8 protein-coding genes and 1 pseudogene are annotated in these 11,738 nt (G+C 70.2%); 4 read left to right on the plus strand and 5 right to left on the minus strand.

Annotation, left to right across the window (positions count from 1 at the left end; all coding sequences use genetic code 11):
• Nucleotides 1-92 precede the first annotated feature (92 nt).
• The 3 genes and pseudogenes from GA0070624_RS22905 to GA0070624_RS35955 all read right to left on the minus strand — a co-directional run.
• A complete protein-coding gene (locus GA0070624_RS22905) occupies nt 93-1,424 on the minus strand; it encodes a nicotinate phosphoribosyltransferase (RefSeq protein ID WP_091344421.1) in 1,332 nt (443 codons plus the stop codon).
• A 125-nt stretch (nt 1,425-1,549) separates the two neighbouring features.
• Complete coding sequence (locus GA0070624_RS22910) at nt 1,550-4,336, minus strand: ATP-binding protein (protein ID WP_091344424.1); 2,787 nt, start codon at nt 4,334-4,336, stop codon at nt 1,550-1,552.
• Between the two features lie 71 nt (nt 4,337-4,407).
• A pseudogene (locus GA0070624_RS35955) lies at nt 4,408-4,679 on the minus strand (IS256 family transposase); the annotation flags it as partial.
• Between the two features lie 527 nt (nt 4,680-5,206).
• Here GA0070624_RS35955 and GA0070624_RS22920 point away from each other — a divergent pair.
• Both GA0070624_RS22920 and GA0070624_RS22925 read left to right on the plus strand, forming a co-directional pair.
• Nucleotides 5,207-6,406, plus strand: coding sequence for an epoxide hydrolase family protein (locus GA0070624_RS22920; RefSeq protein WP_091344427.1), 1,200 nt, complete (start codon nt 5,207-5,209; stop codon nt 6,404-6,406).
• A 511-nt stretch (nt 6,407-6,917) separates the two neighbouring features.
• Nucleotides 6,918-8,096 carry a low temperature requirement protein A gene (locus GA0070624_RS22925; RefSeq protein ID WP_091344430.1) on the plus strand — a complete coding sequence of 393 codons (1,179 nt, stop codon included), beginning with the start codon at nt 6,918-6,920 and terminating at the stop codon, nt 8,094-8,096.
• A gap of 252 nt (nt 8,097-8,348) precedes the next feature.
• Here the strand turns inward: GA0070624_RS22925 and GA0070624_RS22930 are convergent, their stop codons facing one another.
• Nucleotides 8,349-9,422, minus strand: coding sequence for a DUF4037 domain-containing protein (locus GA0070624_RS22930; protein ID WP_091349573.1), 1,074 nt, complete (start codon nt 9,420-9,422; stop codon nt 8,349-8,351).
• 106 nt (nt 9,423-9,528) lie between these two features.
• Here GA0070624_RS22930 and GA0070624_RS22935 point away from each other — a divergent pair, with 106 nt between their 5' ends.
• Together GA0070624_RS22935 and GA0070624_RS22940 are read left to right on the plus strand one after the other, a co-directional pair.
• A complete protein-coding gene (locus GA0070624_RS22935) occupies nt 9,529-9,753 on the plus strand; it encodes a hypothetical protein (protein WP_091344433.1) in 225 nt (74 codons plus the stop codon).
• A 79-nt stretch (nt 9,754-9,832) separates the two neighbouring features.
• Entirely contained in the window at nt 9,833-10,753 is a 921-nt protein-coding gene (locus tag GA0070624_RS22940) for a 5'-3' exonuclease (RefSeq protein ID WP_091344436.1), read from the plus strand.
• Nucleotides 10,754-10,803: 50 nt separating this feature from the next.
• Here the strand turns inward: GA0070624_RS22940 and GA0070624_RS22945 are convergent, their stop codons facing one another.
• The gene (locus tag GA0070624_RS22945; RefSeq protein ID WP_091344440.1) at nt 10,804-11,685 is read right to left on the minus strand and encodes an MHYT domain-containing protein; all 882 of its coding nucleotides are present in this window, start codon (nt 11,683-11,685) and stop codon (nt 10,804-10,806) included.
• Nucleotides 11,686-11,738 lie beyond the last annotated feature (53 nt).

The following is an 11,738-nucleotide window of genomic DNA, read 5'->3' on the forward strand; positions in this document are numbered from 1 at the left end:
ACGGCACCCGGAGGCGGCGGTCGCATCAGCCTGACACCGCAGCACGGCCTGGCGCGCCAGCCAATTCGTGTGAGGTGGCCCGGTGATCGTTTCTAACCCGGCGCGAACTGCTTGGCCAACCGGTCGTGGAGCGCGGTGAGTGCCGGGCTGACGGTGGCGATGAGCGGCTCCGGATCCGCCAACCGGCGCGCCGCCTCCGGCAGCCAGGCCAGGTCGGCGTCGAACCGCTGGCGTGCCTCGCGTACCTCGCCAACGGGATCGGCCGCGTCGAGGCGGCGTCCGCCGCGCATGACCGGTACGAGCAGCGGCTCCCGGTTCCCCGGTGGCGGCTCCTCGCGCAGCCCCACCACGTCGCCGCTGGCCCCGGTGGGGTCACGGAAGACCTGCTTGGGACCGGGCAGGGTGGCCTTGCCGGGCGACAGCTTGAGCACCGGCCGGTCGCCGACGGCCACCAGCTTGTAGGCGCTGTCGAGTGACGGTGCGTCGTAGGAGACGCCCATGCGGGTGCCGACGCCGTACCCGTCGATAGGTGCGCCCTTGGCGACGATCGCCGCGATGACGTCCTCGTCGAGGCTGCCGCTCGCCACGATCTGGGCCTGGGTCAGCCCGGCGCCGTCCAGGATGGCGCGGGCCTGCACGGCCAGTGCGGCGAGGTCTCCGGAGTCGAGCCGGACGGCGACCGGCCCGGTCAGGCCCAGCTCGGTGATGACGTCGACGGCGGCCCGCACTCCGGCGGGCGTGTCGTAGGTGTCGACGAGGAAGATCGGGTTCGTGGGAAAGTCTGCGGCGAACGCGCGGAACGCCGCACGCTCGTCGGGGAACGCCTCGACGTACGAATGGGCCATCGTTCCGGACGGCTTCAGTCCGTAGCGTCGGGCGGCCTCGACGTGGCTGGTCGCCGCGAAGCCGGCGATCGCCGATGCCCGCGCCACGCCCGCCCCGGCCTCGATCCCGTGCGTACGCCGGAACGCGAAGTCGATCAGCTGCGCGCCGCCCGCGGCGAGGCGGCAGCGGGCGGCCTTACTGGCCACCGTGGTGTGGAACGTGATCAGGTTGAGCACGCCGGTCTCCACCAGCTGCGCCTCGGCGATCGGCGCGGTGACCTCCAGCAGCGGCTCGTCGGCGAACACCACGCGACCCTCCGGTACGGCGCAGACATCGCCGGTGAACCGCAGCCCGGCCAGCGTCGACAGGGTCGACTCGTCGAGCCCGACGACGTCGCGCAGATAGGCCAGCTCGTCGTCGTCGAACGCGAAGCTCTCCAGGAAGGCCAGCGCCTCGGCCAGGCCGGCGGCCACCAGGAAGCCGCGCTGTCGGGGCAGGCGGCGGGCGAAAAGGCTGAACGTGGCGGGCTCCACCATGCCGCGATGCAGGTAGCTGGCCGCCATCCGCAGCTCGTACAGGTCGGTCCGCAACCCCGTCATGCCACCTCCTCGGCCACGCCACCACTGTGGTGGAACCGGCGGCGGAGCGTGCGGGAAATGGGAGAACCTCGAGCTTGCCGACCGCCGGAGCGCATCAGGTTGATACATGGCGAGACCGCAACTGGTTACACCGTCGGCGGCGGCTTCGGAGGAGAGAGCAATGTGCGGAGCTGCCTGCGTGAGCTGACTCCGAGCTTGCTGAACACGTTGCCGAGGTGCCATTCCACTGTTCGTGGACTGATGAACATCTGGGCGGCGATCTCAGCGTTGGTGTGCCCGTCTCTGGCCAGCTTGGCGATCTGGGCCTCCTGGCTGGTGAGTTCGGCGACAGTCGCGGCCGTCCGCTTGCGTGCGGTTTCCCCGGTTGCCTGAAGCTCCCTGCGGGCGCGCTCGGCAAAACCGTCGGCTCCGATCCGGCTGAAGGCCTCGTAGGCGGAGCGTAGCTGGGTACGGCTTTCCTGGCGCCGGTTCTGGCGACGTAGCCACTCGCCGTACAGCAGACGGGCGCGGGCCAGGTGGACGGCGATCCGGCAGCGTCCGAGATGCTCGATCGCCTCCCGGTAGAGCGCATCGGCTCCCGGTCCGTCGCTGAGCAACGCGCGTGAGCAGGCTTCCACGCCCAGCGCCCACTCGGTTCCGCTCACGCGGGTGCGTTCGGTGAGCTTGTCCAACGCCGCCGCGGCGGCCTCTGGCTGCCCGCTGCGGGCAGCCGCCTCGATCAGTTCGACCAGTGCCCACCCGAAGAATCCCAGATCCTCGTACTGGCATGCGCGTGTCGCCGCCGCCAGCGCGGTGTCGTAGCGGCCGAGGCCGTTGTGCAGCGCTGCGGCTGCGTACTCGGCGAGGCTGACCGTTCGTCCCTCACCCCGGACGCGCACCTCTTCGATGGTGGTTTCGATTAGGTCCCGTGCCTGGGTTTCCTGTGCTCGCCAGGCGCCGAGTACCAGTGACGTGTACATCATGGGTGCGCCGCCCGTCGCGTCCGAGATCGCTGTCGCTTCGTCGATCAGAGCCGCTGCGGCATGGAATTCTCCAGCGAACACGTGGTAGAGCGCCTTGTAGGTCAGTGCCATCGGGAGGACGGAGAGCGCCCCCGTTTCGCGGGCGATGCGGACGGCGCCGGTCGCCATCTCCTGCCACGCGTCGTCGTCCCACAGCTCCGGTACGAGAGGCTCGGGTATCACCCGGAACGCGAGCCACAACCAGCGCCTGTCCACATCCGTCGGGCCAGATTTCTGCTCCTGTCGGACGATGTGTAGTGCACGCCTGAGAGCGTCGACGCTGGCAGCGGAGCGATCGATGATCAGGCCGGCCATGCTGTCCAGAAGGACGTCGACCGCCCGCGGCGGCGTCGGCGGCGACGGTCCGGCGCGGGCTGCCTCGGCCACTTCCCGGGGCCCGGGTCCTGCACCCAGACGGCCGGCGAAGATCGCCGCGCCGACCGCTTCCAGCAGCGTGTCACGGGCGAGGGCAGCGTCGAGAGGCGCCAGCCGGTGTGCGGCGTCGAGCAGAAGGCGCGGCGCGTCGCTGCAGCGTAGCTGGGCGAACACCAGCCGGGCGCGCAACCTCTCGAGTCGGGCGCGCTGCAGGTCGTCGAGGGGGCCGGCCTCCGCGACCGCCAGCAGGCTGTCGGCCTGTTCTGCCCCGCCAGCGTCAATGTCGAGCTCAGCGGCGGCCAGTGCACGGGTGACGCGTCGCGCGGGATCGGGCGTCAGCTCCGCCGCCCGCCGCAAGAACGAGGCTGCGGCAGCGACTCCGCCCCTGCCTTGAGCCCGGTCAGCCGAGCGCTCCAGGTCGACGGCGACGCTCTCGTCCGGACCGGTGGCCGCGTGAGCGCGATGCCACGCCCTACGATCAGGATCACGGTGGGGATCGGTGGCTTCTGCCAGTGCTCGGTGCACCGCCCGGCGATCCGGCGGGGGCGTCCTCTCGTAGATGGCTGAGCGCACCAGGGGGTGATGGAACCGCACCCTGGCACCGAACTCGACCAGTCCTGCGGCCTCGGCCGGCGCTGCGGCGTCCACCGGTACCTCCTGAAGACCGGCTGCGCGCCACAACAGACCCGCGTCTCCGGTCGGCTCGGCCGCGGCGGTCAGCAGAAGCCGCTGGCTGTCCTGCGGAAGTGATCGGAACTGCTGATGAAAGGCGTCTTCGATGCGGCTCGCCAAGGGCGGCCTGCCGGGGAGGCAGAAACCGCCCGCCAGCTCAGCAGGTGCGAGCGCACGTGGCACATGCAGCAGGGCCATCGGGTTGCCGTGCGCCTCGGCAACGATCCGGTCCCGTACCAGCGGGTCGAGCGGCGCGGGGCAAGCCGAGGCCAGCAGGGCACGCGCGTCGGGCTCGCTGAGGCCCTCGACGATCAGCTCTGGCAGACCGGCCAGCTTACGATCGACATCAGGCTCCCGCACGGCGAAGATCAAAGCTACCGATTCGGCCAGCAACCGCCTGGCGACAAACGCCAGCACCTGCATGGACCCGTCATCGAGCCACTGCGCGTCGTCGACGAGGCAGGCCAGCGGCTGATCCTCGGCGGCGCCGGCCAGCAGACTGAGCACAGCCAGGCCCACCAGGAACCGGTTGGGCGCCTCGCCCTCCCGCAGTCCGAACGCGACGGCCAATGCATCGCGCTGCGGCCCAGGCAACTCATGAAGACGACCCAGCATCGGCGCGCAGAGCTGATGAAGGCCCGCGAACGGCAGCTCCATCTCCGATTCAATGCCCGCGATGGCGACCGTGCGGAACCCGGCCGCCCGGCCGGCTGCGTAGTCCAGCAACGCGGTCTTGCCGATCCCTGCCTCGCCGCGAAGGACCAGGATCGCGCTGCTGCCCGCCCGCGCCTCGGCCAGCACCCGCTCCAGCGCGGCCGTTTCCCGGCCACGGCCCGGCGGCCCGTCGATGGCGGGTACGCCCATGGTCGATCTTCCTTATCAGCTGCTTGGCGAAATGTGCGGCCAATACGATCTTTTGGCAAGATCTTGACTAGCTAGGCTGCGGCGGTTCCGGCGAGGGCGGGGACGGGCGTGGCCCGTTCAATGATTTTGCCCCATTCGAAGCGGGCTCCGGCGCGAATGAGCGCGACGAGGTGTGGTGCGTTGACCGCGCGCCACCGGTGTTGGGCGACTTCGATGAGTTTGAACGCCATGGCCCGGCCGGCGGCCTTCGAGCAGGGACCTTGGTGACCTCGCTGCGGTGCCGGACGGTGGCGACGGTCGAATCGATCGGGCTCGTGGTGCGTAGGTAAACGTAGTCGGCGGCGGACAGGCCCGGCCGGCGAACGCGCGAGCCTCGTCCTGCCCACTGCACCGCAGTCCCCCGCCCGTGGAATCCGGCGTTCCCGGCGCGACAGCCGACTCGCAGTCCTACCCGGACCCGCCCGCAGGGCAGGACGAAAGCCATATCACCGACATACTCGCCCGCAATGGAAGATCAAGACTAGGCCCTCTGCAACACGTACCGGTTCAAACCCCGGGGAAGCCCCCGGGGTTTTCCCAGGGGCGAAGCGCGAACCGCCGCGCAACAGTGAAGACGTCCGCGAAACAGAGACGTGGACGACGCAAGGCGAGGATCGCCGGGCCGCCCGAGCGGATTCGATGATCGGGACCTAGAGCACTTAGGCCCGACCCGATCTCCGGTTGTCCGGCCCCCACAAGCGGTCCACCGAGTTGCGGCCACGGATGCGGCACTAGTCATGAAGAGGAGGCATTTCCGGCTGATTTAACGCAAATCCGTGTTCTGCCTATATTCAAAATTTCCATGGGAAAATCAGACTTCAAGGAGACCTCTTGTCTGTCACACCAGACAATTCCACGATCCGCCCGTTCACGTTCGAGTTCCCCGACGCCGAACTCGAGGACCTGCGTGCCCGCATCAGGGCCACGCGTTGGCCCGAGAAGGAGACCGTCGCAGATCAGTCGCAGGGCACGCAGCTCGCCACGATTCAGGAACTCGCGCGCTACTGGGCGTCGGGATACGACTGGCGCAAGGTCGAGGCGAAGCTGAAGGCTCTGCCGAATTTCATCACCGAGATCGACGGGCTGGACATTCACTTCATTCACGTCCGCTCGAAGCATGAGAATGCTCTGCCGCTGATCGTCACGCACGGCTGGCCCGGCTCGATCATCGAGCAGCTGAAGATCATCGAGCCGCTCACCAATCCCACGGCACATGGCGGGGACGCATCGGACGCTTTCCATGTGGTGATTCCGTCGATGCCGGGCTACGGCTTCTCGGGCAAGCCTGCCACCACCGGCTGGGCCCCCGACCGCATCGCGCGTGCCTGGGGAGAGCTGATGAAGCGCCTCGGCTACACGAAGTACGTGGCGCAGGGCGGCGACTGGGGTGCGATCGTCACCGATCTCATGGGCGTGCAGCAGCCCGAGGGGCTGATCGGCATCCACGCCAACATGGCCGGCGTGTTTCCGCCCGCCATTGACAAGGCCCTCCAGGCCGGCAACCCGCTGCCGACCGACCTCTCCGACGAGGAAAAGCGCGCGTGCGAGCAGATGGAATTCTTCTGGGATCACGCCGCCTACGGCCTCATGATGGGCTCGCGTCCGCAGACGCTGACCGGATTCGCGGACTCGCCCGTCGGCCTGGCGGCCTTCATGATCGACCATGACGCGGCCAGCCTGGAGCTGATCTCTCGGGCCTTTGCCGGACACTCCGAAGGCCTGACGCGAGACGATGTCCTCGACAACATCACGCTCTTCTGGCTGACGAACACGGGGGTTTCTGCGTCGCGTCTCTACTGGGAGTGCATCAAGAGCGGGATCTCCTTCTTCGGCGTCAAGGGCGTCAACATCCCGGTTGCCGTGAGCGTCTTTCCTGACGAGCTCTACGAGGCCCCGAAGAGTTGGGCAGAGCAGGCGTATCCCAATCTCATCCACTACAACAAGCTCGACAAGGGCGGCCACTTTGCGGCCTGGGAGCAGCCGCAACTCTTTGTGGACGAGCTGCGCGCCGGCTTCCGGTCGCTTCGCTAGATGACCGTGTCCGACCGTCTGCAGAGGCTCTAGCTAGGCGGGGCGGCCGAGTGGCTCACCTGCGAGTCTCTCGGCCGCCCCGAGCTACGCGGCCACCTCACCCTTGTGGACTTTTCTAGACGCTGACGTGCATCAATTGGCTGCGTACGGAGCCGCAGGTCCGCGCCTGGTCGCAGACCTACCGCGTACGACAAACCCCGAACCCGTGGGATTAAGAGACACAACCCAGGCCACGGCTAGTGGCCTGCCACCTCGGGGGCGCGTGACGGTTTGAAGTCGACTGCGGAGCGCTAGCGCCTGACCTGGTTGCTAAGCGGTTGCCTCAAAACCGGCACCGCCTACGACGAGGCCACCGCCTGGCGACACCGCGAAGCACACGACCAAACGGCCGCTGCTTGACCGCTCCGCTCATGGGATGTCTGTCAGCGTTGCTGGCGGGCCGACATCTTCGCGCTGCCGCGTGGTACGAATGCTTCGAGTCTAGACAAGGCGGGCAGAACGGGCGGGAAAGATGACGGCGAGCGGTGCCAAGCTGCTGCGAAGACCCGGGGAGCCGCGGCAGACAAACTTCCTGGAGCTGTTCTTCGACCTGGTGTTTGTCGTCGCGCTCGCCCAACTCTCGCAGGCGCTGATACAGGATCTCCGGTGGAGCGGCGCCTTCCAGACGCTGGTGCTGCTGTTGGCCATGTGGTGGATCTGGACCATGACAGCGTGGACAACCGACCTCTACGACCCGGAACGGCCGGCGATACAGCTGCTGGTCACCGCGACCATGCTCGGCAGTCTGGTGATGGTCGTCGCGCTGCCCGACGCGTTCGGCGAGCGAGGTCTGGTCTTCGCAGGCACGTACGTCACCATCCATGTCGGCCGCCAACTCTTCCTCGTCCTCGCCCTGCGCGGCCACGAATTGCAGCCCAGAAGCATTCGGGTGCTGTTCTGGTTCGGTGTGTCCGCGGTGCCGTGGATCGCTGGGGCGGCCGCACACGGTGCGGCGCGTGAGGCGCTGTGGACGCTGGCGGTGGCTGTGGAATACGTGTCGCTCTCGTTCCGCTGGCCCACGCCGGGGCTGGGTCGCTCACCCAAGCCGGAAATGGGCATCCTGGGCGAGCACCTGGCCGACCGCTACCGGCAGTTCTTTATCATCGCGCTCGGCGAGTTGATCCTGGTCTCTGGTTTGACCCTTTACGGCAGCGGCTTCGCGGCTGATCAGATCGCGGCGCTCGTGGTCTCGTTCGCCACCACGGCGCTGTTCTGGCGGATCTACATCTACCATGCCGGGGAACTGTTGGCCGAGGCTGTCGCAGCGGCCCCCGACCCGGAACGCGTCGCCCTCTCGGCGACACTCTCCTACCCGATCATGGTGGCCGGCGTCGTCGCCACCGCCGTCGGCGACAAACTCGTCATCACCCATCCACTCGGACACACGCAACCGGCGTGGGTCTCCGTCATCCTCGGCGGACCCGCGCTGTTCCTGGCCGGGCGCGCCTGCTTCGAGTACGCGGTATTCAGCCACCTGTCCTGGATTCGACCAATCGGCGTGCTCGTGCTGGCCGTCCTGGCACCCGCGATGCTGTTCGTGCCGCCGCTGCTGGCCGCCCTCGCCGCGACCGCAGTCCTAGCCGGGATCGCCATCGCCGACGCAGTCCGCGTCCACCGACGCCCACCCGAGCCGCCATCACCACCCGGCTAGCTCGCGGTCCATCAACGCGGCCACGATGCGGCCCCGGTCATCCTCCGACGGTCGGCGTAGCGCCGAGAGGGCGCCCACATCGACGCGGCCCTCAGCGAACCGGAAGAGGCGGGTGGGTGACGAGTGACACGGTTGCTGTCGCCGTTGCTGTCACTCACCCGAACGACATCTGGGCACCCACCCTCAACGGTTGAGGAGCTGTCCCTGCGTCCTGGACAACATCACGGGTCGGCGTTGTCCCGGCCTAGCAGATCAGCGCGGCAGGACGGCCGCGGCGATCCGGCAGGCGCGGTCCGGGTGGGTGAGCACCTCGACGTTGTCCACGTACTGGTCGATCGCGCCGACCGGCGGGCGCTCGCGCAGCGCCGGGTCGGTGATGGCGGCGCGCAGCGCCGCGGCGAACCGGTTGGCGTCGAGCACCAGGAAGGGCCGCTGGTGGAACTGCCGCGCCCGGGGGTCGACGGCCGGGGCCAGCCCGGTGTCGTTGGTCCAATGGGCGAGGGTCTCCAGGGCGTGGACCAGCCCCGTCTGCCGGTCTGCCCAGCCGCCGGAGCCGAGGGCGTCGGTCAGCGCCGCGGCCACCGGCGCCGCCGCGGGCAGCCGGGAGAAGGTGGTGCCGAGCCACTTGGCGTACGGGGGCCAGCGGCGGTGCAGCAGCAGGCCGAGCCGCATCAGGTCCCGGGCCAGCCCGGCGGTCACCACCCGGCTGCCCAACTCGTCACCGACCTCGGCGCACCGACCGGCCAGGTGCTCGGCCTGGCCGACCCGGCTCCATTCGGCGGCCAGCACGTGCCGCCAGACGTCGTCCGGGTACCAGGCCAGCCGGGCCCGCGCCGAGGTGAGCGCCCCGTCGAGCCCGTCGTGGAAGACCTCGCCGCCGGTCAGCTCGGCCAGCCGCTGAGTGGGCGTCGACAGCCAGTCGTCCACGCCGATCCCGGCGAGCGGGTCGAAGCCGAGCCGCCCGCGCAGCCACCCGTCCAGCTCGGCCACCTCCACGCCGTGCCGGTCGCCGTCGGGATCCGCGACGCCGAGGCGAACGTCGGGGCCGCCGGTGAAGCGGGTCGGCCAGCCGAGGAACTCCGCCGGTAGCTCGGCGTCCAGCAGCGCGCGAACCGGCGCGACGTCGCCCGGGTCGGCGACGAAGAGCTGGGCGCGGGGCCCCCAGTCGTGGTCGGTGGAGCGGGGGGTGTCCAGACCGAGCAGCTCCGAACCGCCGTCGAGCAGGCCGGCGGCGTAGCACAGGCCGAGGCGACGGCGGGCCAGCAGCGGGGCGAGCACCTCGGCGTGGAAGCGGCGGCAGAGCGTCAGCCCGGGTACGAACGCCATGTCGGCAGTCTGCCCGCCCCGGCCGCGGGCCACCCAGCGGTTATCGATCCGCCGGCCGGTCGCCGCCGATAGCCTGGTCCGGAGGAACGACGGAGGGCGGCGGACGATGCCAGCGAGTGAGCGGGACCGGGCGGCGGCACGGCGTAGCCGGCTGCTCTGGGCCGGCATCCTGGCCGTGATCGGGCTGGTGCTGCTCCTGCTCGGCCTGACCGTCGCCAACGGCGCCGTGGCCGGGATCGAGGTGGCACTGGCGATCGTGTTGCTGCTGACGAGCTTCGCCATGCAGCGCGTGGCCCGCCGCGAGACGCTCTACCGCGAGGAGGGCCGCTGACGCCCCCACCCGCCGGGCTCCATCACCCGCCGACCGGCCCGTCCCCCATCTCGTCGTACGGCTGTGCCAGGCTGTCAGCGTGGCACAGCAACCCCCGATCCTGCTCGTCGACGCCCCCAGCCTCTACTTCCGGGCCTACTTCGGCATCCCCGAATCGGCCGCGAAGAGCGAGGACGGCCAGCCGGTCAACGCCGTGCGCGGCTTCCTCGACATGCTCGCCCAGCTCATCCGCACCCGCCGGCCGGACCGGATGGTCTGCGCGCTCGACCACGACTGGCGACCGGCGTGGCGGGTGGAGCTGCTGCCGTCGTACAAGGCGCACCGGGTCGCGCCGGAGGGCGGCGAGGTGGTGCCGGACACCCTCTCCCCGCAGGTGCCGGTCATCCTGGAGGTGCTGGCCGCGATCGGTATCACCGCCGTCGGCGCCACCGGCTACGAGGCCGACGACGTGCTCGGCACGCTGTCGGTGACCCAGCCCGGTCCGGTGGAGGTGGTCTCCGGCGACCGGGACCTGTTCCAGCTCGTCGACGACGCCCGCGGGGTCCGGCTGCTCTACGTCGGCCGTGGCGTGGCCAAGCTGGAGGACTGCGACGACGCCGCGGTCCACGCCCGGTACGGCGTCCCCGCCGACCGGTACGCCGACTTCGCCGCCCTGCGCGGCGACCCGAGCGACGGGCTGCCCGGGGTGCCAGGCGTGGGCGAGAAGACCGCCGCCCGGCTGATCGACCGGTACGGCGGCCTCGCCGGCATCCTCGACGCACTGGACGACTCCGGCGCCGGCTTCGCGCCCGGGCTGCGGACCAAGCTCAACGCCGCCCGCGACTACCTGGCGGTCGCGCCGAAGGTGGTGCGGGTGGCCACCGACGTACCGCTGCCGCAGCTGCCCACCGCGTTGCCGACCGCGCCCGCGGACCCGGACCGGCTGCTGGACCTGGCACAGCGGTGGAACCTCGCCGGCTCGTGCCGGCGGCTGGTCGACGCGCTCGCCGCCCGTTCCTGAGTAGCGGCGGGCGGCGGAAACGCTGCCCCCGCCCGCTGCGCACACCCCGATCAGCGGGGCGGGTTGCCCCGGCGGGACGGGAACGGCGTGCCGGGCTGGCCCAGGGTGGACCGGCCACGCCGCCCGGCCGGGGCCGGCTCCGGCGAGGCGACCGTCGGCTGCTCCGCGCGCCGCGGCGCGTCCAGGTACGCCGCCCCGGTGTGGTCGTCCTCGGCGGGCGGGGAGAGCAGCGCGTAGATCAGCCCGACCACCCCGAAAATGACCGCGAGCACGATCGGCAAGAGCAGGCCGCTGACCTCGGTGCCGGCGAGCTCGCCGCGGCGTTCGTGCAGGTGCACCGAGAGCGCGCTCATCCCGGTGAAGTGCATCCCGTTGACCGCCATCCCCATGACCAGCGCGGAGGCGCCGATGGCCAGGCCGCGGCGGACGGTCATCGACAGCCAGAGCGCCACGGTGGCGGCCACCAAGGCGATGAGCACCGACAGCGCCACCCGGGTGCGGTCGTAGTCGATGGTGCCGTCCAGCCGCATCGCGGCCATGCCGGTGTAGTGCATCGCGGCGACGCCGACCCCGGTGAACAGACCGCCGGCCAGGAGCCGGAGCGCGTTGAGGCGGCCGGTGCCGACGATGGCCAGCCCGATGCCGACCGCCACCATCGCGATCACCGTGCTGGCCGCGGTGATCGGCACGTCGTAACGGATCCGCGTCCCCTCGACGGCGAAGCCGAGCATCGCCATGAAGTGCATTGCCCAGATGCCCGTGCCGCCGATCGCCCAGGCGGCGAGCACCCCCCACCAGGCCCGCTGTCCGGCGCCGCGGGCGCTACGGATCCGGCCTGCGCAGACCAGCCCGAGACCCGACCCGAGAACGGACAGTGCGTAGCTGAGCGCGGGTGTGATCCACCCATACTCAAAGTGATGGATCTGCCCCATCGCAGTCGTCTCCCCGTGGATTGCCGGGCGCGCGGCAGAGTGCGCCCGAGCCA

Source organism: Micromonospora rhizosphaerae (genome assembly GCF_900091465.1).
Classification (GTDB): Bacteria; Actinomycetota; Actinomycetes; order Mycobacteriales; family Micromonosporaceae; genus Micromonospora; species Micromonospora rhizosphaerae.